Here is a 26,334-nt window from a genome sequence, read left to right as displayed (position 1 = left end):
CTTTCAATTGCCCGAATCTAAATAACCTTGGGCTTTTTGCAACGGCTTGTTAACGTTGTACATTAACCTTTTTTCAATACAACCCATTTGAGATTATTGGTGCTCAATACATTTTTATCCGCTGAGCACTGCAACAATACCCCTTCAGCCTTCACCACCGCGCCTTCTGAATAGCTACGGTTATCATAAATACAACAACGTGGGCAGTTCACATTGCTGTCGTTATTACTATAGCCACCGCTGTTATTCAGGATTTCGGGAGAAACTGGCACAACGACATCAATACCATTGTTGCGATTTGCCATCGTCGTGGGGCTGAGCAATACCAACGGCAATACCCAGAATCCTATCGCACTCTTTTTCATGCCTTGTTCTCCTTTGCTTTTGGCTTATATTTTCGCTTGGCGCTTTTTTCAGCCGCCGGAGGTAAACCGCGAAACGCCTGAGGATTTCGATTGCTTCTCGCCTGATCGATAAGCTGATACAGAGTGCCCACCAGCGGCTGCATAAAGTCCTGATAGCGTCGATTTTTTTCACTGATTTGGGTCAGCGTGGCTTCCCAATCTGCGGTCATATCCGGCCTTGCTGCAATTTCAGGCAAACAGTGGATCAGCGCTCTTCCCGCCTCTGACGAATGTATATAGCGACCCTTTTTGTACAAAAATGTACGCCGGAACAATAATTCTATAATTCCAGCACGCGTAGCTTCAGTCCCTAAACCATCGGTCGCTCGTAGGATTTTCTTTAGCTCTTTATCTTGCACAAAACGCGCAATACCCGTCATGGCCGATAATAACGTTGCATCGGTGAATGGACGCGGGGGCTGAGTTTGACGTTCCATCAGCTCGCCTTTCTCACACAGCAGCTCATCTCCCTTAGCAACCACCGGCAGCGGAGAACCTTCGTCCTCATCATCTCGCTCTTTGGCACCCAGCAACGCTCGCCAGCCTGCTTCAGCGAGGAAACGCGCTTTGGCAACAAATTTACCGTTGGCAATATCTAAATCGATAACACATTTACGGTACATAGCATCCGGACAAAACTGCATCAGATATTGACGCGCCACCAAGGTATAAATTTTGCGTTCATCGTCGCTTAAATTGATATTGCCAGCACGCGCGGTCGGGATAATCGCATGGTGAGCATCAACCTTTTTATCATCCCAGCAACGATTGCGTCTGTCGGGATCAACAGCAGCAACCTGTTGTAAATCTGGGACATGTGAAGCGATAGCGTTCATCACAGCATGACGTCCAGCAAAATGCTCTTCAGGCAAATAGCGGCTATCGGAACGAGGATAGGTAATCAGTTTGTGGGTTTCATACAGGCGCTGACAAAGATCCAGCACCTGTTGAGCACTTAGGTTAAAACGCTTAGCGGCCTCGATTTGCAAAGCCGAAAGCGAGAATGGCAACGGTGCGGTTTCTGATTCCCGTTTATCATTATAACCGGTGACAAGGGCTGGCTGGCCTTCAATCCGTTTGATAACGTGCTCAGCCAGTGCCTTATTCAGCAAACGCCCCTCTTCATCCTGATGAGGTTCGCATGATTCACTCGGTATCCACATCGCCGTAAAACGCTCTTCCGCAGGCGTTACGATATGAGCTTTAACCTCATAGAAATCCTTGCTGACGAAGTTTTCAATCTCTTCGTCACGGCGCACCACCAAGCCTAATACCGGCGTCTGCACACGGCCCACCGACAGCACGCCGTTATAGCCCGCATTGCGGCCTAAAATGGTATACGCACGGGTCATATTGATGCCGTATAGCCAATCCGCCCGTGAACGGGCCAGCGCCGACACGCACAGCGGGATAAACTCACGGTTATCACGCAACCGCGAAACCGCACGCTCTACCGCCTGTGGGTTTAGGTCATTAATCAGGCAGCGCTGCACGGTTTGACGCTTTTCAGGCGCGAGCTCTAGGTAATCTAACACCTCGTCCACCAGCAGTTGCCCTTCACGATCGGGGTCACCCGCATGGATAACCTGCTGGGCGTCAACCAACAACCGTTTAATCACGTTGAGCTGTTTGGCAACAGAGGGTTTAGGCTTTAGCTGCCATTTCTCAGGCACAATCGGCAGATCGGCTAAGTTCCAGCGCGCGTAGCGCGTGTCGTAGGCATCTGGCTCCGCTTGTTCAAGCAAATGGCCAATGCACCACGTGACAGTGTCACCTGAACCACAAGAGATATACCCGTCACCACGTCGGTGAGGTTTTGGCAGCACGTCGGCAATCGCGCGCGCCAGGCTTGGTTTTTCCGCAATAAACAGACGCATCAGTCACCGTAAGTCTGGCTGGTCGCCAATAAATAGTCCTTAACTTCCGAATAATTGCCTCGGAAGACAATACGCTCCGCTTTCTTTTCCAGTTGATAGCGGTACATCGGGTCATAATATTCTTGCAGCAACGGCACCAGCCACGCGAGATGCCCATCGCTGATACGCGTTTCACGCTGCTGAATAAGCGCCTGCTCTAGATAGAGTTTAAGTTTAGTATAACGTTCCATGCCCAAGCGTTTGCGGATCGCAAACAAACCGTGATGCAGGTATTCAACGTAATTATCCCAACCTAATTCTCGGCCGTAGGCACGTTCAAACTCAACGCGCATCAGGTCAATGTACTCTTCCTGCAATCGGACGATGCGTGTTTCAAAAGGATCGTCCACCACCGCAACCGGCGCTTGTTGCATTCGATCATAAAAACAGATCGGCAGATGATTTGAGCCAATAATCCGCCCTTCATCTTCAAGGAACCAGTGACGTATGCCTTGATCTTGTTTTTTGAGTAAATCCACAGCCAGACGGTTTTCAAAATCGATCTGACTGCTTTGTTTGACCAAGGTGCGGCCAAACGATGAACCACGATGATGGGCAACACCTTCTAAATCGATACCCGCCGCCAGCTCACGCAGCATACGGGTCTTACCACTGCCAGTATTGCCACCAATAAGTACCATTGGCAGCAGTGATGCTTGCTCGGTGGCGTTCATCGCAAAGGTGCGCAAGGCTTTATAACCGCCCTCAATAAGAGGATAGTCCATCCCGCTTTCATGCAGCCACTGCTGAACAATGTGTGAACGCAATCCACCGCGAAAACAATAAATATAGCCTTCGGGGTGACGAGCACATTGTTCGCGCCATGCAGCTAGACGAGCATCGCGCACCGCACCATAAACCAGTTCATTACCCAGCTTTATCGCGGCGTCCTGACCGTGCTGCTTGTAACAGATACCAACGGCTTCGCGCTCGCTGTCTAACATAAGCGGCAGATTTTGCGCGCAGGGAAATGCCCCCTGAGCGAACTCAACGGGAGCACGAACATCAATTAACGGGATATCATCAACCAGAATACGATGGTAATCCACGCCGTTGGCTCGCGAGTTAACGCGTGGATTAGACGGCAAAACCATTACTGCACCTCAATCAGAGGCTGTTCTGGCTGGCGCGGATGGAGCTCACCGATGGCCGTTAGCGTCAGTCCAAAGCGATTGGCTACATCTTGGATCTGAGCTTCAGCTTCGGGTAAAACAGCCAGCAATAAGCCACCGGAGGTTTGTGGATCGCACAACAATTTGCGCTGCATATCCGTCATTTCACCCGCCAGATGGCCGTAGCTTTCAAAGTTACGACCTGTACCGCCCGGCACGCAGCCTTCATTGATGTAGCTTTCGACATCAGGCAGTTTCGGTATTTGATCAAACCAGACAGTGGCTTGTAAATCTGAACCTTGGCAAATTTCACTCAGATGGCCCAGAAGACCAAAACCGGTCACATCGGTCATCGCCGTGACGCCCGCAATATCGGCAAAATCTGCACCTGGTTTATTGAGCTGGCACATAGTCTCAGTGGCAACGCCCTGATGTTCTGGACGCAGCTTGCTTTTCTTCTCAGCGGTGGTTAACACACCGATACCGAGCGGTTTGGTCAGATAGAGTTTACAGCCCGCCTGCGCCGCGCTGTTTTTCTTCACGCGATCGGTGCTTACCATGCCGGTAACGGCTAAGCCAAAAATCGGCTCCGGCGCATCAATCGAGTGACCACCAGCCAGTGAAATGCCCGCCTGTTGGCAAACAAAGCGCCCACCTTCAATCACCTGCTGGGCGATTTCTGGTGCAAGCTTATCGACCGGCCAACCGAGAATCGCAATCGCCATAATCGGTTTTCCGCCCATTGCATAAATATCACTAATCGCGTTGGTGGCGGCTATACGACCAAAATCAAAGGGATCGTCAACGATCGGCATAAAGAAGTCGGTGGTGCTGATGATCCCGACCCCGTTACCGATGTCATAAACAGCGGCATCGTCACGCGTTTCGTTACCGACCAACAGGTTCGGGTCAACAAATTTAGCGTGTTCGCTGTGCAGAATGGTTTCTAACACTTTAGGGGAGATCTTACATCCACATCCCGCCCCATGGCTGTACTGAGTCAAACGAATGGCTGGCGCAGTCATATCTACTCCTTTCCATCTAATTTATGGCTGCTATGTTAGCGCTTGAAGCCGAACTTAGTAAGGGAGTGAAGGAAATACCGGAAAGATCTGTGGAATAAATCGCGTGATTGCGCAGTAAACCAGCAAAATAGTTTTCTGCTTAAGATTTTTGGTGGGTATGACAAGATAACTTTCACTCTGCGGCGAGCCATTCGCTGCGCGGCAGAGTGAAACTGGCTAGCATTTAGAAGGCGCTGACAAATTGGCTACTGTCGAGTGGCGCGACACGCGGAGACTTAAGCTGTGGCGTTCCGAGATACAGGAATCCAACGATCTCATCTTGCTCCCGGCAGCCAAAGGCCTCACGAACTTTCTCATCGCTCGTCCACTTTCCGGTACGCCAAATACCGTTAAATCCTTGTGCCTGCGCCGCCATTTGCATGGCCATAACGGCACAACAGGCTGAAGCCACCTGTTCCCAATGTGGAACCTTGGTTTCCGTATTACAGTGAGCCACGACGGTAATAATCAACGGCGCACGGAACGGCGCATTTTTCGCTTTCTCAATGCCCTTTTCATCTAATTGTTCTTCCACGGCTATGCCATGTAATAACGCGCTTAAACGCTCCTGACCTTCACCTTCAACGGTGATAAAGCGCCACGGCTGCAATGTTCCGTGGTCTGGCGCACGTAAGCCCGCTTGGTAAATGGCTTCTAACGCATCACCGGTAGGTGCCGGTGCGGTCAAACGTGAAGCCGAACGGCGTTGTAATAATATTTCCAGCGCATCCATAACGATCTCCGAAATTATGCTGTTTTCTAATTGATAATTGTTATCAACATTATCACGATTTGTTAACCTAGACATTATCGTTTTTGCATCATTAGCTGCGCTTTCAGCGTTCACCCATATGAAAAGCAAAAGCTATAAGAACCATTTATGCTTGTTACAGTAAAATACGGCGCGACAACCCTAACTCTGGCATAGTGCGAGAATCGCAAAATGCTGATGTTTTTAAAAACTGATATTCTTAAAAAAATGCGGCTATAAGCAAAACATAAGACAACACAATTTTATATGGAGAGCACATGCACTTTTTGTGGAGATGCATTTCAGGTGTATTTCGATGGACTTGGCGGATACTGAATTTTATCCGCGAGTTTATTTTGAACGTATTCCTGATCCTACTGATTTTGGTTTGTATGGGAATTTATTTCCAGATGCAAACCAAACCCGTTGAACCGGTTAAAGGCGCCCTGCTGGTTAACCTGACCGGCGTTGTTGTCGATAACCCTGCCATCAGCAACAAATTTAGCCAGATAGGCAGAGAGTTGCTGGGTGCAAGTAGCAATCGTCTACAGGAAAACTCACTGTTTGACGTGGTCGATATGATCCGTCAGGCCAAGACCGACCCAAATATCACCGGTATGGTGCTGTCGCTTAATGATTTTGCGGGCGCGGATCAGCCTTCGCTGCAATATATGGGTAAAGCGCTGCGTGAGTTCCGTGACAGTGGTAAACCAATTTTTGCCACTGCCGATAGCTATAGCCAAGCCCAGTACTATTTGGCGAGCTATGCCAACAAAATCTATCTGTCACCGCAGGGCGTGGTCGATCTGCACGGCATGGCGACCAATAACCTTTACTACAAAACCTTGCTCGATAAGCTTAAGGTCAGCACGCACATTTTCCGCGTTGGTACATATAAATCTGCGGTTGAGCCGATGATCCGCGACGATATGTCACCCGCGGCACGCGATGCGGATAACGAGTGGCTGAGCGGTATGTGGAACAACTACGTCGCAACCGTTGCTGCAAACCGTCAGATCACAGCGGAACAGCTCTTCCCTGGCGCAGAAGCTGTATTGAAAGGCCTACAGGCTGCGGGCGGCGATACCGCCAAATATGCGCTCGATAATAAACTGGTTGATGGGTTGGCTTCGCGTTCAGACGTTGAAAATCTGTTTACCAAAGCCTTTGGCTGGAATAAAACCACTAAAGATTTCAGCGCCATCAGCATGTATGACTATACCCCACCGGCTGAGAAGAAAAGCGGAAGTGAAATCGCCGTTATCTTTGCCGATGGTGCCATTATGGATGGCCAAGCAACGCCAGGTAACGTGGGTGGCGATACCACCGCAAGTCAGATCCGCGATGCACGTTTAAATCCTAAAATTAAAGCCATTGTTCTACGCGTAAACAGCCCTGGCGGTAGCGTTTCTGCCTCTGAGGTCATTCGCTCTGAGCTGGCAGCTACACGCGCTGCAGGTAAACCGATTGTCGTCTCTATGGGTGGCCTCGCCGCTTCTGGCGGTTACTGGATCTCCACACCGGCTAACTACATCGTCGCAAGCCCAAGCACGTTAACCGGTTCTATCGGTATTTTCGGCGTAATTAACACCTTCGAAAATACGCTCGATAGCATTGGCGTTCATACCGACGGCGTGGCGACATCACCATTGGCAGACCTCACAGTCACCAAGGCGCTGCCTGAAGCTTTCTCGCAGATGATGCAAATCAACATCGAGAACGGCTATAAAAACTTCATCACGCTGGTAGCCAAAGCGCGCAACAAAACCCCAGAACAAGTTGATGCTATCGCTCAGGGCCGCGTGTGGTTGGGTACTGATGCGAAGAAGAACGGTTTAGTTGACCAACTGGGTGATTTCGACGATGCCGTCGCCAAAGCGGCAGAGCTTGCCAAGCTGAAAACTTACCAACTGAACTGGTTTGTTGAAGATCCAAGCTTTGGACAGATGGTGTTAGGTCAGTTAACCGGTTCGGTACAAGCGGCGTTACCTTCCGCCGTACGTGCCATGCTACCAGAGTCTTTGGTGCGTATTTCTGCGCTGCTGAAGGATAAAACCGACTGGATGGCCACCTTGAACGATCCACAAAATCGCTATGCGCTATGCATGAGCTGCGGTGATGTGAAGTAAAAACAGAGAAGTAAAAACAGAAAAGTAAAATGCGGGCCCACCAAATTGATAAAGCCATAATTCTGGTTTATCGGCTTGGTGGGCTTTTTTTATTTGGCGTTCGCCCTATAATCCACTCCATCTCTAGGCCATTGCGCTTAATCCACCGCGAAAATCTCGCCACACAGAATCCTAAGCCATGCAGAAGAAATCTATTTACGTAGCCTACACCGGCGGTACCATCGGCATGCAGCGTTCAGAGAATGGCTACATTCCTGTTTCGGGCCACTTGCAGCGCCAATTGGCCTTGATGCCGGAGTTCCATCGTCCTGAAATGCCTGACTTCACGCTTCATGCCTACGAGCCGTTGATCGATTCCTCAGATATGACGCCAGAAGATTGGCAACATATTGCGAATGACATTGAAGCCAACTACGACAAATATGATGGTTTCGTGATCCTGCATGGCACCGACACCATGGCGTTCACCGCTTCTGCGCTGTCGTTTATGCTCGAAAATCTCGCGAAGCCGGTTATCGTTACTGGCTCGCAGATCCCGCTGGCTGAGCTACGCTCAGATGGGCAAATCAATTTGCTCAATGCGTTGTATCTAGCCGCCAACTATCCGATTAACGAAGTTTCGCTGTTCTTCAACAACAAGCTGTTTCGCGGCAACCGCACCACCAAAGCGCACGCCGACGGTTTTGATGCTTTTGCGTCACCTAACTACCCGATGTTGCTTGAGGTCGGAATTAATATCCGTCGTATCGCGCCACTGATGACTCAGTTGCATAATGCGCCGCTCAAGGTGCATCAAATTACACCGCAGCCGATTGGCGTGGTGACGATTTACCCCGGAATTTCCGCCGATGTGGTGCGTAACTTCTTGCGCCAGCCGGTCAAGGCACTGATCTTGCGTTCTTACGGCGTGGGCAACGCTCCGCAAAAAGCCGATTTGCTGGCAGAATTGCAGGAAGCCTCCGATCGTGGGATCGTGGTGGTTAACCTGACCCAATGCATTTCAGGCCGCGTGAATATGGAAGGTTACGCCACGGGAAATGCGCTGGCGCATGCGGGCGTAATCAGCGGTTTCGACATGACGGTTGAAGCGGCGCTAACAAAACTGCACTATCTGTTGTGCCAAAATCTCAACCCTGAGCAAATTCGCGAATTGATGAAACAGGATCTTCGCGGAGAGTTGAGCATCACCGACTAAGAAAAATTAAAAAAAGGAACTGCCAATGTCAGCCGCATTATTGCTTATCGATTTACAGAATGACTTTTGCCCGCAGGGCGCACTGGCAGTCTCCGAAGGCGATCGAGTAATTCCTATCGCTTTGAATGCGATTAAACAGGCACAGCAAAACAGCGTGCCGGTTATTGCGACTCAAGATTGGCATCCCGCGTATCACGGTAGTTTTGCCAGCCAGTCTGGGGGAAAAATCGGTGAAATGGGCGAGCTGGCAGGCTTAGAACAAATTTGGTGGCCCGATCACTGTATTCAAGGTTCAGAAGGCGCTGAGTTTCATCCACAGCTGAATGCCGCCTATTTCGATCACATCGTGCACAAAGGCACCGATGCCACAATCGATAGCTACAGCGCGTTTTTTGACAATGGCCGCAGAGCCTCAACGGAGTTGCATAGCTGGCTGCAAAGGCATCAAATCGACACGCTCTACATGATGGGGCTAGCCACGGATTATTGCGTAAAATACTCGGTGATGGATGCGCTGCATCTGGGTTATCGCGTGGTGGTGATTACCGACGGTTGCCGGGGCGTCAATATCAAGCCTGAAGACAGCAAAATTGCGCTCCAGCAGATGCAAACGCTAGGCGCAACGTTAATGACGTTAAGCGATGTTAGATTTTAAACCTTTATTCTCTTGCATAGGACGGATGGCAATCAACGCTTCCGCCCTACCGCTCTCAAGCCACGACACAGTGCCACCTGAAAAATGCTGCCTGAATAAAGCGTTATGCTTCAGGCTTTAGACGAATGATGGCATCGCGCTCGAAGCCTTTTTTAAAGTCCTGCTTACTTTTCATTTCAATTTGACCCTGCGTATTGATGCTCATGTGCTGAGGATCGGTGTTATGGCGCGACTGCCATAGCATCACCATTTGCAGGCTGTTTTCTTTTTGCTCTGGCGTCAAACTCACGCCGTCTGGCCATTTTCCGAGTTCGACTGCGGTTGCCAAGCGTTGATAAATTTCTGGCGTCATCACCGACAGCAAATCGTCTAGTTCCATTTTAAACCTCGTTTAAGATGCACTTTGCTGAATCGTTTCTTCTGCGCTATAATAAGCACATAGAAAAGAGTTTATTGTTAGCCCTGAGTCTGTTTACCAGAGTCTTCATCGGTGAAGCTAAGCGATGCAGAGTTCACGCAATAGCGGTCGCCGGTAGGCTGTGGTCCATCAGGGAAAACGTGGCCAAGATGCGCATCACAGTGAGCGCAGCGAATTTCAGTACGCTGCATGCCGTGTGAATTGTCTTCAAGGTAGCGGATAGCCTCCGCACTCACGGGCTGGTAGAAGCTAGGCCAGCCGCAGCCAGAATCGTATTTGCTGTTAGAGTAGAACAGTGGGCTGTTACAACACAGACAGTGATAAATGCCTTCTTGTTTATTGTGTAGCAGTTTTCCGCTAAAAGGCGGTTCAGTACCCCGCTGTTGTGTAACGTAGCGTTGCATCTCAGTTAAGTCATTCGGGTGTTGTGCAGAGAAATCGTCTTTAGCCATTTGTGCGTTCTCGAAGAGTTGTTTTTGATTATCATTGATCACTTTTTTTGGCGATTAATTATAACAAACAGTTAACAACGGTTCAGCCAATTTTGGTCTAAACTGTTTAGCGAATCGGCGGCAGCCTCATTTTTGTGATGAGCATCACAAATGAAAGTCGAGATGGCTTGAGACTCAGATGACTGCCCCCATGTATAATCCGAAACAGAGTGTTAAATGGAAGCGTGTGATATGTGCTCAGCCAAGGCTTCGCTTTGATTTACAGCAATAATTGACACGATTCCGCTTGACGCTTTATAAGGTTTTTGTAATTTTACAAGCAACCTTTTATTCACTAACCAATAGCTGGTGGAATATATGACTATCAAAGTAGGTATCAACGGTTTTGGCCGTATCGGCCGTATTGTTTTCCGTGCTGCTCAAGAACGTTCTGACATCGAAATCGTTGCAATCAACGACCTGTTAGACGCTGAGTATATGGCTTACATGCTGAAGTACGACTCTACTCACGGTCGTTTCAACGGCACTGTTGAAGTTAAAGATGGCCATCTGGTCGTTAACGGCAAAACAATCCGTGTTACCGCAGAACGTGATCCGGCTAACCTGAAATGGAACGAAGTCAACGTTGACGTTGTTGCTGAAGCAACTGGTCTGTTCCTGACTGACGAAACTGCACGTAAGCACATCGCTGCTGGTGCTAAGAAAGTCGTTCTGACTGGTCCTTCTAAAGACAACACCCCAATGTTCGTAATGGGTGTTAACGATAAGACTTATGCTGGCCAAGATATCGTTTCTAACGCATCTTGCACCACTAACTGCCTGGCTCCACTGGCTAAAGTTCTGAACGACAAGTTCGGTATCGTTGAAGCACTGATGACTACCGTTCATGCGACTACCGCAACTCAGAAAACCGTTGATGGCCCGTCTCACAAAGACTGGCGCGGCGGCCGCGGCGCATCCCAGAACATCATTCCTTCATCTACCGGTGCTGCTAAAGCTGTAGGTAAAGTAATCCCAGAACTGAACGGCAAACTGACTGGTATGGCGTTCCGCGTTCCTACCCCTAACGTTTCTGTTGTTGACCTGACTGCTCGTATCGAGAAGAAAGCAACTTACAAAGAAATCTGTGCTGCAATGAAAGCTGCGTCTGAAGGCGAGCTGAAAGGCGTACTGGGTTACACCGAAGATGACGTAGTTTCTACTGACTTCAACGGTGAAGTTTGCACTTCAGTATTCGATGCTAAAGCTGGTATCGCGCTGAACGACAACTTTGTGAAACTGGTTTCTTGGTACGATAACGAAACTGGCTACTCAAACAAAGTTCTGGATCTGATCGCTCACATCTCTAAATAATTTAGCGATGAGAAGTTGATGAGAGGGCGACATTTATGTCGCCCTTTTTTTTGGTTTTTTGCACCTAGCATATGAAGGCCAATCTGATGTCACAACAAAATTTGTCTGAAAAAATCTTTACCCTGCCCGTTCAAGAACAAATCACCCCATACATTTCTCAACGCCAAATAGACGAACTTCCTGTTGTCGTAGTTAATCATCCCAAAGTTCGCGCTGCTGTCACCCTGCAAGGCGCGCATTTACTCACTTGGCAGCCTTCTGGTGAGAAACCCGTACTGTGGTTGAGCAGCGAAACCGCATTCAAAAACGGCGTGGCAATTCGCGGCGGAATTCCTATTTGTTGGCCTTGGTTTGGCCCTGCCGGTCAGCCCGCGCATGGTTTTGCCCGTAATCTGCCTTGGACACTTACCGCGCATGATGAAGATGAAAGCGGCGTGATCTTAACGTTCACCCTCGAACAAAGCGCTGAAAGCAAAAAACATTGGCCGCATGACTTCTGCCTGATTGCACGCTTCAAGCTCGGCGAAGTATGCGAAATGGAATTGGAGTCTCACGGTGAATACGAATACACCGCCGCACTTCATACCTATTTCAATATCGGTGACATCACCCAGATTGACGTCAGTGGTTTGGGCTCGCCATACATTGATAAAGTCAACCCAGGCACCGGCGAACAGCAAGGCAATTTGACCTTTGCAACGCGCACAGACCGTATCTATACCAAGCCTGAACCATTTAGCGTCATCACGGACAAAGCGTTACAGCGAGTGATTGAGGTGCATCACCATAACAATACTGATGTGGTTGCATGGAACCCGTGGTCTGAGCTTTCTGTGAGCATGGCCGATATGCCAAACGATGGCTATAAGACCATGGTTTGCGTTGAAACCGCGCATGTCACCAGCCCGATGAAAGCCTCCGCGAATACCCCGTCACGACTTTCCGTCACGCTGCGTGCGCGCCCTCTGCGCTAATCTCGCTGCCGCTTAGCGCTAATTTAAGCGTATAAAAAAGGGACGCTTATGCGTCCCTCATTTTCAACAACCCAGCCAATGCTTAGAAGGTGTAAGTCACACCGGTCCACAGCAAGCCAGTGTAGCTCTTATCAATCATTGGACTATCTTTCACTTCATCGCTCAGGCGGATATAACGCCCGGTGAAGAACGCATTCCAACTGCTATTAATCTGGTAGCGAGCCGTTAACTCAACATACGGATTCCAGCTGTCGCTTGCGGTATAGCGTTTGTAACCACTGCGGTTTGATTCGCTGCCGCTCACGCCAAAGTAGTAATCATTTTGGTTAGAGCTGTTCCAAGTCACACCCGCGCCTGGTGTAAATGACCAGTCTCCAGCGGTAATTGGGAACAAATAAGCGGCATCGGCGATTAGGCCGTTGCTGTTATCCAAAATATCACCGGCGAAAGAGGTACGAATGGAGCCCCAATCTTCCTTGTGAGTGTAAGCAACACCGGCCATCACGGTGGAATGACGGTTGCTCAACTGCTTCATGTGGCGATCGTCGCTATCGCTCGCCTTGAAGTGCAATGGGTTATAAAAAGCCATCACGCTCAGTTGGTTCTGCTCATCCTTCCACAGGTAATAGCCAGCGGTCAGGCTGCGGAAATAAAAGTCATCGCCTTCATAGTTAATGATTGGAACAGGATATACGCGATCGTTATTACCGCGATAAGGGTCTGGGCTGACTAACGCAGAAGCCCCCAAAGACCACGTTCCGGCCTGAGCGGCACTTGTAGCAGCCAAGACGAGCAGCCCTAGCGTAGTTAATTTTAAAGTTTTCACGTTTATGTTTTGTCCCTAACTAAATAGTCTATAAACAACGCGCTGATTGTAGACCAAAAACTTGTTTTAAGTCGATTTTTTACAATTTTTCAGGCAGTTTCGGAATCTTTACATCTGTCAAACAGGCTGTGCCGAAACACCACTATTTTTTACGCTTCAGCTTCAACATCTGTCGTTGTACAAATGCCTTTAATAAATATTTGTTGTAGTGAATTCGGCGAAAATATTGGCAGCGAGAGATGTTTTTTAGCACAAATGGTAGATTTATCGCTTTTACACCACTCTTCCTCAGCATTTATATCTAAATGCTTTTCATAATGCCGATAAATTTTATACCAATCTTACCTGCCGGTAACTTGACCAACTGATGAAAGCCGCTCATAACAATATGGTAACAGTTTCAAAATTTTAACCCCCAAAATGAAGACTGTTACTTTTTTTGTTCCCAACCATTTTATCAGGACGGGCATCGCTATGAACATATTTGACCACTATCGCCAGCGTTATGAAGCTGCCAAGGACGAAGAGTTCACACTGCAGGATTTCCTTGCTATCTGCCGTCAGGATCGTAGCGCCTACGCGAACGCCGCTGAGCGTCTGCTTATGGCTATCGGCGAGCCTGCCATGATCGACACCGCGCTTGAATCACGCATGTCGCGTTTGTTCTCGAACCGGGTCATAGCCCGCTACCCTGCTTTTGAAGAATTCTATGGCATGGAAGAAGCCATCGAACAAATCGTGGCGTACCTCAAACACGCCGCGCAAGGTCTGGAAGAGAAAAAACAAATCCTGTATCTGCTGGGGCCGGTCGGCGGTGGTAAATCATCGCTGGCGGAACGCCTAAAAGCATTAATGCAGCGCGTGCCTATCTATGTTCTCAGCGCCAACGGTGAACGTAGCCCGGTTAACGATCATCCGCTTTGCCTGTTCAATCCACAGGAAGATGCCAATATTCTGAATAAAGAATACGGCATTCCTCCGCGCTATCTCGGCACCATCATGTCACCGTGGGCGGCCAAACGCCTGCATGATTTTGGTGGAGACATTACCAAGTTCAAAGTGGTTAAAGTATGGCCATCTATTCTTGAACAGATTGCCATCGCTAAAACCGAACCGGGCGACGAGAATAACCAAGATATCTCTGCGCTGGTGGGTAAGGTGGATATTCGTAAACTCGAAAATCATGCCCAAAACGATCCTGATGCCTATGGTTACTCCGGCGCACTGTGCCGTGCAAACCAGGGGATGATGGAGTTCGTGGAAATGTTTAAGGCGCCAATCAAAGTGCTGCATCCGTTGCTAACCGCAACGCAGGAAGGCAACTATAACGGTACCGAAGGGATTTCCGCCCTGCCTTTCAGTGGCATCATTTTGGCGCACTCCAACGAGTCGGAATGGGTGACGTTCCGTAATAACAAAAATAATGAGGCCTTCCTTGACCGTGTTTACATCGTCAAAGTGCCTTATTGCCTGCGCGTGTCTGAAGAGATGAAAATCTACGACAAGCTGCTGCGCAACAGCGAACTGGACCACGCACCGTGCGCGCCGGGTACGCTGGAAACGCTGTCACGCTTCTCTATTTTGTCTCGCCTGAAAGAGCCGGAAAACTCCAGCATCTATTCAAAAATGCGGGTATACGACGGCGAGAGCCTGAAAGATACCGATCCGAAAGCCAAGTCCTATCAGGAATACCGCGATTACGCTGGCGTTGATGAAGGCATGAACGGGCTATCGACCCGTTTCGCGTTCAAAATTCTGTCACGCGTTTTCAACTTCGATCATAGCGAAGTGGCGGCTAACCCGGTTCATCTGTTCTATGTGTTGGAACAGCAGGTTGAGCGCGAACAGTTCCCTCAGGACGTTGCAGAAAAATATCTGGAGCATCTGAAAGGCTATCTGATCCCGAAATACGTGGAGTTTATCGGCAAAGAAATCCAAACCGCCTACTTAGAATCTTATTCTGAGTACGGACAAAATATCTTTGACCGCTATGTCACGTATGCCGACTTCTGGATCCAGGATCAAGAATATCGCGATCCTGAAACCGGTCAGCTATTCGATCGCGAATCCTTAAATGCGGAACTGGAGAAAATTGAAAAACCGGCAGGCATTAGCAACCCGAAAGATTTCCGTAATGAAATCGTTAACTTCGTGCTGCGTGCCCGCGCTAATCACAACGGACATAACCCGAACTGGACGAGCTACGAAAAACTGCGCACCGTGATCGAGAAGAAAATGTTCTCGAATACCGAGGAACTGCTGCCGGTTATTTCGTTTAATGCCAAAACCTCGACCGATGAACAGAAAAAACACGACGATTTTGTCGACCGTATGATGGAAAAAGGCTATACCCGCAAGCAGGTTCGTCTGCTGTGCGAATGGTATCTGCGAGTTAGAAAATCATCATAATGCGCGTAACCAAAACCGCGTCGACCCAGTCGTTGGCGCGGTTTACCCGAGTTGGCATACGGGAATTTACGGCGTATTTCAGACGGTAACGTCGTTTGGGGGAAATATGGCCTATTTCATTGATCGGCGACTAAACGGCAAGAATAAAAGCATGGTTAACCGCCAGCGCTTTTTACGCCGCTATAAGTCGCAAATAAAGCATTCTATCGCCGACGCCATTAATAAACGTTCGGTGACCGACGTCGAAAGCGGTGAGTCTGTCTCGATTCCCAATGAAGACATCAGTGAACCGATGTTTCATCAGGGACGCGGCGGCGAGCGTCATCGTGTCCATCCGGGCAACGATCACTTTGTGCAAAACGACCGCATCGAACGCCCACAAGGCGGCGGAGGGGGCGGCGGAAGTGGTCAAGGTGAGGCCAGTAAAGACGGCGAAGGTGAAGATGAATTTGTCTTCCAGATATCGAAAGATGAATATCTCGATCTTTTGTTCGAAGATTTAGCGCTGCCAAACCTGCGCAAAAACCAATACAAACAGCTGACCGAGTATAAAACCCATCGTTCGGGTTTTACCTCGAACGGCGTGCCCGCCAATATTAGCGTGGTTCGTTCGCTGCAAAACTCTCTGGCGCGCCGTACGGCAATGACCGCGGGGAAACGGCGTGAACTGCATGAGCTCGAAAACGTACTTGAAGAGCTACGCCACAGTGAACCGGCACAGCTGCTGGAAGAAGAGCGTATCCGTAAAGAAATTGCGGAGCTGCGCCAACGCATCGATAGAGTTCCATTTATTGACACTTTCGATCTGCGTTACAAGAACTATGAACGCCGCCCTGAACCTTCCAGCCAAGCGGTGATGTTCTGCTTGATGGACGTTTCAGGCTCAATGGATCAAGCCACTAAGGATATGGCTAAACGTTTTTATATTCTGCTCTATCTCTTCTTGAGCAGAACGTACAAAAACGTCGACGTGGTGTATATCCGTCACCACACACAAGCCAAAGAAGTTGATGAACAGGAGTTCTTCTACTCGCAGGAAACAGGCGGCACCATTGTGTCTAGCGCGCTTAAGCTCATGGATGAAATTGTGCGTGAACGTTACAACTCGGCAGAGTGGAACGTTTATGCCGCGCAGGCTTCCGACGGCGATAACTGGGCCGATGACTCACCTCTGTGCTCTGAGTTATTAGCCAATAAGCTCCTGCCACAGGTACGCTACTATAGCTACATTGAAATTACCCGCCGTGCGCATCAGACGCTATGGCGTGAATACGAAGGGCTCAAACAACGGTTTGAGAACTTTGCGATGCAGCATATCCGTGAGCCTGATGATATCTACCCGGTGTTTAGAGAACTGTTTCAGGCCCAAGTTAACAAAAACTAAGCAAACACCCTCAACCGCCAGCGGGATCTCTGTCCGCCGGCGGTTTTTTATTCTCTTCGTGCTGACACCTTCATTTACAACTGAACATTTGTAGGATTGTGCTGTCTGTCACAATCTAGACAACAGTTTTTTTGTCGCTTTGTTTATTACTTTTATTGTCACTATTGCATCAGGAATACCGTCTTATGCAGCAACCTCTTCACAGAACAACACACTGGTCAGAAGTGTGGCAATTGATTAAACCTTATTGGGTTTCAGAAGAAAAAGTCAGCGCCTGGACTCGCCTTATCGCGATCATCGCCCTCACGCTCGCTGGCGTGTATATCAATGTTTTGTTTAACGAATGGAATCGTGTTTTCTACGATGCGCTGCAAAACCGTAATTACGACGTGTTTAAAGCGCAGCTAATACGCTTTAGCTATCTGGCGGTCATTTTTATTGTTATCGCTATTTATCGTATCTATCTGACTCAGGGCTTACAGATGCTCTGGCGTCGTTGGATGACCGAAAAATACATGAGTAAATGGCTTTCACATCAGGCCTATTACCACACGGAAATTCAACAGACCATTGATAACCCCGATCAGCGTATTTCGCAGGACCTCAACGCGCTCACCAACGGAACGCTCTCTTTAAGCCTAGGCCTACTCTCCAGCCTAGTGACGCTATTTTCGTTTGTCGCCATATTGTGGACGGTCAGCGGATCCATCTCATTCATGTTGAACGACCACCAGTTTGTTATACCGGGTTATATGGTGTGGTTCGCCCTGCTCTATGCCGGTATGGGGTCAATTTTAATTTGGTGGATTGGGCGCCCGCTGGTGGGATTAAGTTTCGATCAAGAACGTTTCGAAGCAAACTTTCGTTTTGGTTTGATTCGAATCCGTGACAATGCCGATCCCATTGCGCTGTATCACGGTGAACAACAGGAAAAAAATCAGCTCAGCGGCCAGTTTGAAAACATTCGCGGCAACTGGTGGTCAATCATGCGCTTAACGAAGCGCCTGAATGTGGCCTCTACCTTTTACGACCAATTTGCCAATATTTTCCCTATTCTGGTGGCGTCACCGCGCTATTTCTCCAACGCCATTCAGCTCGGCACATTGATGCAGGTTGCTTCCGCATTTGGACAGGTACAGGGTGCCCTGTCTTGGTTCATTGGTGCATTCACCGATTTGGCCTCGTGGAAAGCCTGTGTAAACCGTTTGGCGGGTTTTAACGCTGCCATAACCGCAATTGAGCAGCATCCAAATAATCTTTCCCACACGACCTGCGCCGACCGTGATGATTCATTAGTTACGCGCGATCTCACCTTGAGCTTGCATCAAGGGCGCGAACTATTCAGCCATGCCAATCTCCACGCACGCCGCGGAGATAAAATCTTAATCACAGGTCCTTCTGGCTGCGGGAAATCCACGTTGCTACGAGCCATTGCAGGCGTCTGGCCTTATGGTCACGGGGAGATTTCACAACCTCCGGCAGACCAACGCACCGTGCTGTTTTTGCCTCAACGCAGTTATTTGCCGATTGGTACACTGCGCGATGCATTGTGCTATCCGCAAAGCTCAGCCGGTTATAGTGACGAAGAATTACAGCAGGTTTTAAAAGCCTGCCGTTTACATCATCTACATCAGGCATTAGACATTCGCGCTAACTGGACTCATCAGCTATCCCCTGGTGAGCAACAGCGTTTGTCATTTGCCCGTGCATTAGTGATAAAACCCGACGTGCTGTATCTGGATGAAGCCACCAGCGCACTGGATGAAGAAACCGAACAGCGTGTTTATCAGCTGATCAACCAAATGCTGCCCGACACAACCTTGATCAGCGTCGCACACCGTAGCAGCGTGGCACCTTTCCACAATATTCGCTGGAAATTTGTTAAGCAGGCCGATGCCGACCAAGAAGAGATTTATTACTCTGCCCCATCCGTGATTGAAATTAGCTCGCTTAATCACTAAAACAAACCCCGCGTGCTGGCTTTCAGTACGCGGGGTTTATTCAATCCAAGAACACGTTAGTCCTTGGTGTTCTATTTATTAGAACTGATAAACCAGCCCTAACGCCACCACGTCATCCGTATTCAAATTCAACGGGTTGTTGTCGTTTAGCTGGTTTATTTTGTAGTCTACAAACGCCGACATATTTTTATTGAAGTAATAAGTGGCTGCCACATCAATATATTTCACTAAATCAGCATCGCCCACGCCCTCAATATCCTTACCTTTGGATTGGATATACCCCAGTGACGGACGCAGACCAAAATCGAATTGATATTGGGCAATTACTTCGACGTTTTGCGTTTTATTAGCCAGCCCTTTCACGCTGGTATTAACCCCATTAATCACAGACGTCCCCGATATTGGGGTCATATTGCGTGTTTCTGCATACATAGCAGCCAAGTAAACATTATTAGCATCGTATTTTAAGCCACCGGTCCAAGCATCGGCTTTATCGCCATGACCAAATGCGGATGCCTGCTGCGCACGCGTGCGGTCTGAAGAGGCATACGCGCCACCGATAGAAATGCCGTCAACGATTTCATAGGTTGTCGATAAAGAGTAACCATCGCCATTCTGTTTGGTAATGTCGCGATCGTTTTCATTTTTGCCTTGATACTGCAGCGCAAAATTCAAACCATCAACCAAACCAAAGAAATCACGATTTCGGTAGGTTGCGAGACCGGTGCTACGCCCCGTCATAAAGTTATCGGCTTTGGTATAGCTGTCGCCACCAAACTCTGGGATCATATCCGTCCACGCTTCAACGTCATACAGAGCGCCGTAGTTACGTCCATAGTCGAACGAGCCAAACTCGCTAAACTTTAGTCCTGCAAAACCTAAACGTGTTTTCGTTCCTGTCGCGCCATCGCTTTCCGCACGGTTGGCCGCAATTTGATACTCCCACTGACCAAAGCCCTGCATCATATCGTTAATCTGCGTGACGCCTTTGAATCCGAAGCGCACGTAGGATTGATCACCATCCACCGCATTATTGTCAGAAAGATAATGCTCAGCCTTCACTCGACCATACATATCGAGCTTGTTGCCGTCTTTATTGTAAACTTCTGCTGCCTGCGAAACAGATGTTGCCAGAGAAGCAACAGCCAATGTCATCATCATTGCCAACGCACTTTTTTTCATTGTCTCATCCATCAATATTGTTATCTGCAATTACGTATTTTTTATGCTTTGCCTATTTCTGGAGGCGCAGATGTTTTACCGAATGAAGATGAAAGTTTTATTGCACAAAAAATACTTTTGATGACAATGAAGTAGACCTATAAAAAACAGGGCTTAATTTTAGAAAAAATCCGGTTAATTAAATACCTACAAGAATCTGGGGTAATATGCCTCGAGCTGGAATTGATAAGAGTTACTAATACTTCAGATCATTGTGTAAAATATCAAAATGTTTGCTAACATTTTTCTAATTATCATCAAACTCTTTTACCGTGGGCAGGCTGAAAACAAGGCTATACTTCTGAGGTTTTACTTTTTTGCACTGTTCAAGTGCATCCTCAATACCTGACGTAGATTGGCCTGTGTATAGGAAATGACTGATGAATAGTTTATTAATTGATGATGTCGCCCAAAATTTATTTCGCAATGAAGTTTCTAAAATTATCGGCGAGGCCGTCAGTGATTTAGTCGGGCGCGAAGGCGATATTGTTTATGGTAAATTAATTAACTCGTTAGCCCACTCTGCCGATCAAGAAACCAGCCTAGAACGCAAAACGTTGCTATTAAGCGCAATCGACCGACTTATCGGCGATGAAAACTTGCTGCGCCGCAAACGACTTTTACAAACGAAATGATCTGTCAGTTATGCTTAACCATGTTCAATTATAAGGGCCATGCTTAGCATCAAACGGCAGCATAAACGTATCGGCGATTAAAGAAAATGGCACGTCTAACGCAGTGACATAACGCCAAGGGCTATCGCGGAGATCCCACTGTACGCCTGGATAATATTGATATCCGTGCCCTTTCCCCGCAGTTCGGCTAATGATGCTCCCGCAGCCGCTGAGCAGCATCACACAGGTCGCAAGCAAAACCCATTTTGACCATAGTTCTGTCTTCATACTTTTCTCATATTGACGCAATGGAACAATTTTGGAGTATATATCAGTGGCTAGACGCTGACACCTGCGGTAAGGTGAAGATTAAGCCGTTACGGTTGATTTTCGAGCTGACGCTCCGCGGTAAGTGATTAAATTTATAACACTTGCGCACTCAAAACTAACCCAATAGCGAAAACAAGTTCATACTAGATCAGCTTACTTCGTTCGTTTTTAAGGAGACTGTTATGTCAGATCCACATCACATCGCCGATTGGGCGCGTCTACGTCAGACATCTGTCGAAATCGCACACGCAATTTTCGAATTAGCTAAGAATGATGAAGTATTAGCTGAAAAAATTTGGGAAGAAGGCAGCGACGAAGTCTTGCCATTAGCATTCTCTAAAACAGATAAAGATGAGCTGTACTGGGGTGAAGAAACCATCTTCCGCGCCAACGTGTAACGCGCCTCATCCCTTTCAGACCATGCCCGTAACCGCGGGCATTTTTGTCTCTTTTTTTCACTCTTTTTGTCGTTAAAGGCTACGCTATGCACCATTTGATGCTAGATATTGAAACGTTGGATACCACGCCAAGTGCGGTGATCCTCTCCGTAGCAGCCATATTTTTTGACCCGATGACGGGTGAACTGGGCGAAAGTTTTACCGCTCAGGTCAGCCCACAGAAGCCACAGCCACATCGCACCATCAGCGCAGATACGGTCGCATGGTGGGCGCAGCAGTCTGATGCAGCACGTAAAGAGGCCTTTTCCGGTACCGAAACGCTAAAGAAAACACTGACTCAGTTCAGCCGCTTTATTCAGATCAACACTACGGACAAAGTCCACGTATGGGGCAATGGAAAAGAGTTCGATTGTTCGATTCTGGAACATGCCTATAGTCAGCTTGAGATGGCCTGTCCGTGGGATTTTTGGCGCACGCAGGATGTGCGCACCTTGGTCACACTGGCGCGCACGCTTGGTTTTGATCCCAAAAAAACGCGGCCATTTGAAGGCGTACCGCATTTGCCGTTGGACGATGCTCGGCATCAGGCTCGCTATGTCTCAGATATCTTCCGTTCGCTACGTGTGATACCGTCTGCGCTTGAAAATCATCAGTAAACATATCGGGACGCTTCCGAAAATACGGATGAGAAACACCTGCTTAACTGCCAATCACCATTAAAAAAATTATTATGCGAAACTATATTCTGCTACTGCTTACGCTTGTTCTGTTTGGTCCTTTGGGGATCGATCTTTTCCTGCCGACTATTCCAGCCATTGCCGCTGATTTTCAGGTTAAGAACGAAGTTATTCAATCCACCATTTCCCTATTTTTATTAGTGATGGGGCTAGGTCAGCTAATTGCGGGCCCGTTGGTGGATAAATTTGGTCGTCGCCCTATCGCGCTGGTGGGCATTGCGCTCTATATCGTGGGCTCGATTTTGGCAGCGCTTTCCACCTCTTCCGATATTTTCGTTATTGCCCGCGTGGTTCAAGGCTGTGCCGTTTGCTGTACCGGCGTAGTGTGTTTCAGCGGTGTTCGCGACCGCCTAAGCGGCAACGAGGCGGCAAAAGCCTATGGCTTTCTCAACGGAACGCTCAACATTGTGCCGGCATTGGCCCCGCTGCTAGGCGGCATATTGGCGGAGTTATTTAACTGGCGCGCACCGTTCTGGTTCTTGGTGCTGTATGCCGTAGTGGTTTTCATCATTATGGCCATCTGGCTACCTGAAACTCGCCCTGCGGATACCAAACCGGTCAAAGGTTTACCGCTAAAACAATATGCACGCATTCTCAGCAACGGTCGTTTTTTGCGCTTTGCCTTAGTGAATGCGGGCGCAATGGGGATGGCAATCACCTATGTCTCCTTTGCGCCCACCGTTTTGATGACCGAAGGTCAGCTTTCACCGCTGACTTTCTCACTTATCTTTGGCGGTAATGGTTTCTGGATTTTGCTGGTCAGTCTGTTGGCAAATAAAGTGATTCAACGCGCGGGTCGCCCATTCTGTCTGATGCTGGGCACCATTCTGATGGGGTTAGGTTGTGTAGGCCTATTTGCTGGCATGCACTTGTTACCCGAGGCGGCAAGCCAACACTGGCTAAGTTATATGTTACCTGTCGCCAGCGCCTGTGCGGGATTAGCGTTTATTATGGGGCCCGCCACCAGCTATGCGCTGGAGCCTTATTCCGACGAAGCGGGCATTGCTTCCGCCTTGGTTGGTTTTGTGCAAATGGCGATCGGTTCAAGTATTGCGTTAATCGCCATTGCGTTGCCGATGTCAGCGAAGCCTGCACTGGCGATTGTTATGTTGCTCGGTGGTCTATTGGCCTTATCCGCCCGATTGCTGAGTAGCAAGCTTAAAGGCCGCGTGAAGTCGATTAATCAGGCCTAAGTCGATTACGGCTCTTGTACTATCAGCGTATGATCACCGGAACTCTCTGTGCCACGGCACAGAGAAGTTCATAGCCAATCGTTCCCGCAGACTGAGCAACATCGTCCACCGGCAGATTTTGTCCCCATAGCTCAACGGGCGTGCCAATTTGCGCATCGGGTAGCTCGCTTAAATCTACCGCGAGCATATCCATAGATACCGCGCCCAACAATGAAGTACGTGTCCCATTTACCCACACCGGCGTTCCTGATGGCGCATGCCTTGGGTAACCATCGGCATAGCCACACGCCACAATACCGATTCTCTGCGGCTGATTAGCCTGATAACGGCTACCGTATCCAATCGCATCGCCAGTCGCCATATTTTGAATCGCAATAATTTCACTGTTTAAGCTCATGGCCGGCCGTAGATTGGCATCGGCGATATCCTGCCAACGTCCGGTTGGCGATGCGCCATATAAAACAATGCCTGGCCTAACCCAGTCTGCATGGGTATGTGGATGCCAAAGCACGGCTGCCGAATTGGCTAAACAGCGTGGGGCTGATATATCTGCGCAAGCGGCGTTAAACGCTGCGAGCTGTGGCTCTACGCCAAGATGATTATCAGCATTGGCAAAATGGGTCATCAAAGTAACTTGCCCCACATGAGGTAACGCACGGGCAGAATGATAAGCCGCCATCAAATCCTCAGGCATGAAACCAAGTCGATGCATGCCCGAATTAACTTTGAGATAGATATCGAGCGGTTGGCTCAGCTGTGCGTGCTGTAACATCTGCAACTGATGCTCACAGTGAATCACCGTAGTCAGTCGATATTGATCGATAAGCGCTAAATCCTGCGCATGGAAAAAGCCTTCCAGCAGCAGTATTGGCCCTTCCCAGCCCTGCTTACGTAGCAGGATCGCTTCGTCGATATCCAATAACGCAAAGCCATCCGTTTCTTTTAACGCAGGCCATACTCGACCGAGGCCATGACCGTAAGCGTTGGCTTTAACCACTGACCAAATCTTAGCACCGCGAGTTTGCTGGCGTATCTGACGCAAATTATGGGTCAGCGCCGATAGATGTACCGTAGCGTGAATGGGGCGAGGCATAGCCCTCTCCTGTGAGATTAAAGCAAGATGCAGGTGAACCGCAGCGTTTATGAGCGCATAAACAGCCCCCATAAACGCTCTATTTTTTATTAATGTGCGGTATGAATATCGCTTAAGCTACGGCCGCTTTGCTGATGAAAACGTTTGTCATAGCGGGCAACAGAAAGATCTTCCGAAGGGATAGCCGGAGTGATACCTGAAATAATATCAGCCAGCAGCTGCCCTGAACCACAGGCCATCGTCCAGCCTAATGTTCCATGTCCGGTGTTTAAATACAGATTTTTGATCGGCGTTTTGCCGACCATTGGCGTTCCGTCTGGCGTCATCGGGCGTAGACCCGTCCAGAATTTAGCCTGCTCGATATTCCCACCGTTTGGATAAAGATCGCGAACCACCATTTCCAACGTCTTTCGGCGCGCATCCAAGAGGTTAGTATTAAAGCCAACGATTTCCGCCATTCCCCCTACACGAATACGCTGGTCGAAACGAGTAATCGCAATCTTATAAGTCTCATCGAGTACGGTAGATACCGGCGCGCCATCAGGGTTGGTGATAGGGATGGTCAGCGAGTAGCCTTTCAACGGATAAACCGGGATTGCCAACATGTCATGTAACAAAGCGGTCGAATAAGAACCTAATGCCACCACATAGGCGTCACCGGTAATAACCTCGTTTCCACACTGAATGCCGGTGATCTGGTTGCCCTCTTTCAGCAAACGATCAATTGATATATTAAAACGGAACTCTACGCCTGCACGCTGCGCCATGGCGGCCAATTGCTGAGTAAACAGCTGGCAGTCGCCGGTTTCATCATTGGGTAGCTGCAAACCACCGCTGAGTTTATGCTGAACCTGCGCGAGTGCCGGTTCAACCGAGCCTAACTCACTCGCTTCCATCAAACGATAAGGAACACCAGCCTCCTTCAGCACTTCAATATCACGCGCCGCATTCTCAAATTGCTGCGCGGTTCGGAACAATTGCAGAGTCCCTTTTTGGCGGCCTTCATAATGGATGTTGGTTTCCGCCCTTAATGCTTTTAGGCAATCACGGCTGTACTCAGACAAACGCACCATGCGAGATTTATTGAGCGCGTAGTGAGAGCTGTCGCAGTTACGCAGCATTTGCCACATCCAGCGCAGCTGATCGCTAGTGCCGTCCAAACGGATCGCCAGCGGCGCATGGCGCTGGAACATCCATTTGATTGCTTTCAACGGAACGCCTGGCGCAGCCCAAGGAGCCGCATAGCCCGGAGAGATTTGCCCTGCGTTTGCCGCACTGGTTTCCAGCGCGGGGCCATCTTGACGGTCTAACACCACAACATCATGGCCTGCCTGCGCCAGATACCAAGCGCTCGCTACGCCGACGACTCCACTACCCAGCACGATAACACGCATAGACGACTCCATATCCCGATGGTTAAAAGCACAATATTCTGGTTACATAAAAATAACTAAATATAAAAACCTATCCAACATATCTTGGCGCAAGTGTGAATGAAATCACGATTATTCATAGAGCACAGGGAATGGACCTCATTTTCCTGCATTGCCATGACTATCACTAACCCATTGAAATTTATAAGCCTGCATCATTATTTAATTTACACATTTGTAACATTAGTATTAAGCATATGACATTCTAAATAGCCCTGCTGGACGCTAAGCTTTACTTTATGTTGTATAAATGTGACTCACAGGGACTTCTTTTGTTTTGCGGCTATCAAATGGCCACATACATCTACTTGA

General features: G+C 48.7%; 24 protein-coding genes. 12 read left to right on the top strand and 12 right to left on the bottom strand.

Annotated features, from left to right (window positions below; genetic code table 11):
- Positions 1 to 62: 62 nt before the first annotated feature.
- From CPY98_RS09345 to CPY98_RS09325, 5 genes are all read right to left on the bottom strand, one after another.
- On the bottom strand, positions 63 to 365 hold the full coding sequence (locus tag CPY98_RS09345) for a DUF1496 domain-containing protein (protein WP_046450212.1): 303 nt from the start codon (positions 363 to 365) through the stop codon (positions 63 to 65).
- Positions 362 to 2,281: a DNA topoisomerase III gene (locus CPY98_RS09340; RefSeq protein ID WP_025802043.1), complete on the bottom strand. Its 1,920-nt coding sequence runs from the start codon at positions 2,279 to 2,281 to the stop codon at positions 362 to 364. The genes CPY98_RS09345 and CPY98_RS09340 overlap by 4 nt, the downstream gene beginning before the upstream one ends.
- The gene (gene mnmH / locus CPY98_RS09335; protein WP_096387460.1) at positions 2,281 to 3,414 is read right to left on the bottom strand and encodes a tRNA 2-selenouridine(34) synthase MnmH; all 1,134 of its coding nucleotides are present in this window, start codon (positions 3,412 to 3,414) and stop codon (positions 2,281 to 2,283) included. Before mnmH ends, CPY98_RS09340 begins: the two co-directional genes overlap by 1 nt.
- Positions 3,414 to 4,457: a selenide, water dikinase SelD gene (gene selD / locus CPY98_RS09330; RefSeq protein ID WP_096387458.1), complete on the bottom strand. Its 1,044-nt coding sequence runs from the start codon at positions 4,455 to 4,457 to the stop codon at positions 3,414 to 3,416. Before selD ends, mnmH begins: the two co-directional genes overlap by 1 nt.
- A gap of 223 nt (positions 4,458 to 4,680) precedes the next feature.
- On the bottom strand, positions 4,681 to 5,229 hold the full coding sequence (locus tag CPY98_RS09325; RefSeq protein ID WP_043493056.1) for an NAD(P)H nitroreductase: 549 nt from the start codon (positions 5,227 to 5,229) through the stop codon (positions 4,681 to 4,683).
- A 296-nt stretch (positions 5,230 to 5,525) separates the two neighbouring features.
- On the opposite strand from CPY98_RS09325, the gene sppA reads away from it, so the two are divergent.
- The 3 genes from sppA (at position 5,526) to pncA (ending at position 9,226) form a co-directional block, all read left to right on the top strand.
- On the top strand, positions 5,526 to 7,376 hold the full coding sequence (gene sppA, locus CPY98_RS09320; RefSeq protein WP_096387456.1) for a signal peptide peptidase SppA: 1,851 nt from the start codon (positions 5,526 to 5,528) through the stop codon (positions 7,374 to 7,376).
- Positions 7,377 to 7,554: 178 nt separating this feature from the next.
- Complete coding sequence (gene ansA / locus CPY98_RS09315) at positions 7,555 to 8,571, top strand: asparaginase (protein WP_025802033.1); 1,017 nt, start codon at positions 7,555 to 7,557, stop codon at positions 8,569 to 8,571.
- 25 nt (positions 8,572 to 8,596) lie between these two features.
- A complete protein-coding gene (gene pncA / locus CPY98_RS09310; protein WP_043493053.1) occupies positions 8,597 to 9,226 on the top strand; it encodes a bifunctional nicotinamidase/pyrazinamidase in 630 nt (209 codons plus the stop codon).
- Positions 9,227 to 9,329: 103 nt separating this feature from the next.
- On the opposite strand, the gene CPY98_RS09305 is transcribed toward pncA, so the two are convergent.
- On the bottom strand, positions 9,330 to 9,605 hold the full coding sequence (locus tag CPY98_RS09305) for a YeaC family protein (protein ID WP_025802029.1): 276 nt from the start codon (positions 9,603 to 9,605) through the stop codon (positions 9,330 to 9,332).
- A gap of 77 nt (positions 9,606 to 9,682) precedes the next feature.
- A complete protein-coding gene (gene msrB, locus CPY98_RS09300) occupies positions 9,683 to 10,096 on the bottom strand; it encodes a peptide-methionine (R)-S-oxide reductase MsrB (RefSeq protein WP_025802027.1) in 414 nt (137 codons plus the stop codon).
- 357 nt (positions 10,097 to 10,453) lie between these two features.
- Here msrB and gapA point away from each other — a divergent pair, with 357 nt between their 5' ends.
- Positions 10,454 to 11,449, top strand: coding sequence for a glyceraldehyde-3-phosphate dehydrogenase (gene gapA / locus CPY98_RS09290; RefSeq protein ID WP_038502170.1), 996 nt, complete (start codon positions 10,454 to 10,456; stop codon positions 11,447 to 11,449).
- Positions 11,450 to 11,550: 101 nt separating this feature from the next.
- Positions 11,551 to 12,423, top strand: a complete 873-nt coding sequence (locus CPY98_RS09285; protein WP_096388735.1) for a D-hexose-6-phosphate mutarotase — start codon at positions 11,551 to 11,553, stop codon at positions 12,421 to 12,423.
- Between the two features lie 82 nt (positions 12,424 to 12,505).
- Here CPY98_RS09285 and CPY98_RS09280 read toward each other — a convergent pair whose 3' ends face one another.
- Complete coding sequence (locus CPY98_RS09280; protein ID WP_025802023.1) at positions 12,506 to 13,249, bottom strand: MipA/OmpV family protein; 744 nt, start codon at positions 13,247 to 13,249, stop codon at positions 12,506 to 12,508.
- Between the two features lie 474 nt (positions 13,250 to 13,723).
- On the opposite strand from CPY98_RS09280, the gene CPY98_RS09275 reads away from it, so the two are divergent.
- The 3 genes from CPY98_RS09275 to CPY98_RS09265 all read left to right on the top strand — a co-directional run bounded on the left by CPY98_RS09275 (position 13,724) and on the right by CPY98_RS09265 (position 19,003).
- The gene (locus tag CPY98_RS09275; protein WP_025802022.1) at positions 13,724 to 15,658 is read left to right on the top strand and encodes a PrkA family serine protein kinase; all 1,935 of its coding nucleotides are present in this window, start codon (positions 13,724 to 13,726) and stop codon (positions 15,656 to 15,658) included.
- Between the two features lie 106 nt (positions 15,659 to 15,764).
- Positions 15,765 to 17,042 carry a YeaH/YhbH family protein gene (locus CPY98_RS09270; RefSeq protein ID WP_040045087.1) on the top strand — a complete coding sequence of 426 codons (1,278 nt, stop codon included), beginning with the start codon at positions 15,765 to 15,767 and terminating at the stop codon, positions 17,040 to 17,042.
- Positions 17,043 to 17,227: 185 nt separating this feature from the next.
- Positions 17,228 to 19,003, top strand: a complete 1,776-nt coding sequence (locus CPY98_RS09265; RefSeq protein ID WP_043493051.1) for an ABC transporter ATP-binding protein/permease — start codon at positions 17,228 to 17,230, stop codon at positions 19,001 to 19,003.
- Between the two features lie 78 nt (positions 19,004 to 19,081).
- Here CPY98_RS09265 and ompC read toward each other — a convergent pair whose 3' ends face one another.
- On the bottom strand, positions 19,082 to 20,185 hold the full coding sequence (gene ompC / locus CPY98_RS09260; protein ID WP_025802016.1) for a porin OmpC: 1,104 nt from the start codon (positions 20,183 to 20,185) through the stop codon (positions 19,082 to 19,084).
- Positions 20,186 to 20,604: 419 nt separating this feature from the next.
- On the opposite strand from ompC, the gene CPY98_RS09255 reads away from it, so the two are divergent.
- Positions 20,605 to 20,859 (top strand): hypothetical protein, encoded by a 255-nt coding sequence (locus CPY98_RS09255; protein ID WP_040045089.1) that lies wholly within the window; start codon positions 20,605 to 20,607, stop codon positions 20,857 to 20,859.
- Between the two features lie 24 nt (positions 20,860 to 20,883).
- On the opposite strand, the gene CPY98_RS09250 is transcribed toward CPY98_RS09255, so the two are convergent.
- The gene (locus CPY98_RS09250; protein ID WP_043493050.1) at positions 20,884 to 21,126 is read right to left on the bottom strand and encodes a YceK/YidQ family lipoprotein; all 243 of its coding nucleotides are present in this window, start codon (positions 21,124 to 21,126) and stop codon (positions 20,884 to 20,886) included.
- A 224-nt stretch (positions 21,127 to 21,350) separates the two neighbouring features.
- On the opposite strand from CPY98_RS09250, the gene CPY98_RS09245 reads away from it, so the two are divergent.
- The 3 genes from CPY98_RS09245 to CPY98_RS09235 all read left to right on the top strand — a co-directional run bounded on the left by CPY98_RS09245 (position 21,351) and on the right by CPY98_RS09235 (position 23,496).
- Entirely contained in the window at positions 21,351 to 21,566 is a 216-nt protein-coding gene (locus CPY98_RS09245; protein ID WP_025802010.1) for a YccJ family protein, read from the top strand.
- 86 nt (positions 21,567 to 21,652) lie between these two features.
- Positions 21,653 to 22,222, top strand: coding sequence for a 3'-5' exonuclease (locus CPY98_RS09240; protein WP_096387453.1), 570 nt, complete (start codon positions 21,653 to 21,655; stop codon positions 22,220 to 22,222).
- Positions 22,223 to 22,296: 74 nt separating this feature from the next.
- The gene (locus CPY98_RS09235; RefSeq protein ID WP_096387451.1) at positions 22,297 to 23,496 is read left to right on the top strand and encodes a multidrug effflux MFS transporter; all 1,200 of its coding nucleotides are present in this window, start codon (positions 22,297 to 22,299) and stop codon (positions 23,494 to 23,496) included.
- 22 nt (positions 23,497 to 23,518) lie between these two features.
- On the opposite strand, the gene dadX is transcribed toward CPY98_RS09235, so the two are convergent.
- Together dadX and CPY98_RS09225 are read right to left on the bottom strand one after the other, a co-directional pair.
- The gene (gene dadX / locus CPY98_RS09230) at positions 23,519 to 24,589 is read right to left on the bottom strand and encodes a catabolic alanine racemase DadX (RefSeq protein ID WP_046450206.1); all 1,071 of its coding nucleotides are present in this window, start codon (positions 24,587 to 24,589) and stop codon (positions 23,519 to 23,521) included.
- Between the two features lie 89 nt (positions 24,590 to 24,678).
- Positions 24,679 to 25,983: a D-amino acid dehydrogenase gene (locus CPY98_RS09225; RefSeq protein WP_096387449.1), complete on the bottom strand. Its 1,305-nt coding sequence runs from the start codon at positions 25,981 to 25,983 to the stop codon at positions 24,679 to 24,681.
- Between the last annotated feature and the right edge of the window lie 351 nt (positions 25,984 to 26,334).

It is taken from the genome of Hafnia sp. CBA7124, from assembly GCF_002355555.1.
GTDB lineage: Bacteria > Pseudomonadota > Gammaproteobacteria > Enterobacterales > Enterobacteriaceae > Hafnia > Hafnia alvei.
The sequence above is the reverse complement of the archived record's forward strand: the minus strand, read 5'-3'. Positions and strand labels throughout refer to the sequence as shown.

What these genes read in the sequence shown, in the direction of transcription:
- CPY98_RS09345 (WP_046450212.1), bottom strand. Translation starts at nt 365, where the DNA reads ATGAAAAAGAGTGCGATAGGATTCTGGGTATTGCCGTTGGTATTGCTC.
- CPY98_RS09340 (WP_025802043.1), bottom strand. Translation starts at nt 2,281, where the DNA reads ATGCGTCTGTTTATTGCGGAAAAACCAAGCCTGGCGCGCGCGATTGCC.
- mnmH (WP_096387460.1), bottom strand. Translation starts at nt 3,414, where the DNA reads ATGGTTTTGCCGTCTAATCCACGCGTTAACTCGCGAGCCAACGGCGTG.
- selD (WP_096387458.1), bottom strand. Translation starts at nt 4,457, where the DNA reads ATGACTGCGCCAGCCATTCGTTTGACTCAGTACAGCCATGGGGCGGGA.
- CPY98_RS09325 (WP_043493056.1), bottom strand. Translation starts at nt 5,229, where the DNA reads ATGGATGCGCTGGAAATATTATTACAACGCCGTTCGGCTTCACGTTTG.
- sppA (WP_096387456.1), top strand. Translation starts at nt 5,526, where the DNA reads ATGCACTTTTTGTGGAGATGCATTTCAGGTGTATTTCGATGGACTTGG.
- ansA (WP_025802033.1), top strand. Translation starts at nt 7,555, where the DNA reads ATGCAGAAGAAATCTATTTACGTAGCCTACACCGGCGGTACCATCGGC.
- pncA (WP_043493053.1), top strand. Translation starts at nt 8,597, where the DNA reads ATGTCAGCCGCATTATTGCTTATCGATTTACAGAATGACTTTTGCCCG.
- CPY98_RS09305 (WP_025802029.1), bottom strand. Translation starts at nt 9,605, where the DNA reads ATGGAACTAGACGATTTGCTGTCGGTGATGACGCCAGAAATTTATCAA.
- msrB (WP_025802027.1), bottom strand. Translation starts at nt 10,096, where the DNA reads ATGGCTAAAGACGATTTCTCTGCACAACACCCGAATGACTTAACTGAG.
- gapA (WP_038502170.1), top strand. Translation starts at nt 10,454, where the DNA reads ATGACTATCAAAGTAGGTATCAACGGTTTTGGCCGTATCGGCCGTATT.
- CPY98_RS09275 (WP_025802022.1), top strand. Translation starts at nt 13,724, where the DNA reads ATGAACATATTTGACCACTATCGCCAGCGTTATGAAGCTGCCAAGGAC.
- CPY98_RS09270 (WP_040045087.1), top strand. Translation starts at nt 15,765, where the DNA reads ATGGCCTATTTCATTGATCGGCGACTAAACGGCAAGAATAAAAGCATG.
- CPY98_RS09265 (WP_043493051.1), top strand. Translation starts at nt 17,228, where the DNA reads ATGCAGCAACCTCTTCACAGAACAACACACTGGTCAGAAGTGTGGCAA.
- ompC (WP_025802016.1), bottom strand. Translation starts at nt 20,185, where the DNA reads ATGAAAAAAAGTGCGTTGGCAATGATGATGACATTGGCTGTTGCTTCT.
- CPY98_RS09255 (WP_040045089.1), top strand. Translation starts at nt 20,605, where the DNA reads ATGAATAGTTTATTAATTGATGATGTCGCCCAAAATTTATTTCGCAAT.
- CPY98_RS09250 (WP_043493050.1), bottom strand. Translation starts at nt 21,126, where the DNA reads ATGAAGACAGAACTATGGTCAAAATGGGTTTTGCTTGCGACCTGTGTG.
- CPY98_RS09245 (WP_025802010.1), top strand. Translation starts at nt 21,351, where the DNA reads ATGTCAGATCCACATCACATCGCCGATTGGGCGCGTCTACGTCAGACA.
- CPY98_RS09240 (WP_096387453.1), top strand. Translation starts at nt 21,653, where the DNA reads ATGCACCATTTGATGCTAGATATTGAAACGTTGGATACCACGCCAAGT.
- CPY98_RS09235 (WP_096387451.1), top strand. Translation starts at nt 22,297, where the DNA reads ATGCGAAACTATATTCTGCTACTGCTTACGCTTGTTCTGTTTGGTCCT.
- dadX (WP_046450206.1), bottom strand. Translation starts at nt 24,589, where the DNA reads ATGCCTCGCCCCATTCACGCTACGGTACATCTATCGGCGCTGACCCAT.
- CPY98_RS09225 (WP_096387449.1), bottom strand. Translation starts at nt 25,983, where the DNA reads ATGCGTGTTATCGTGCTGGGTAGTGGAGTCGTCGGCGTAGCGAGCGCT.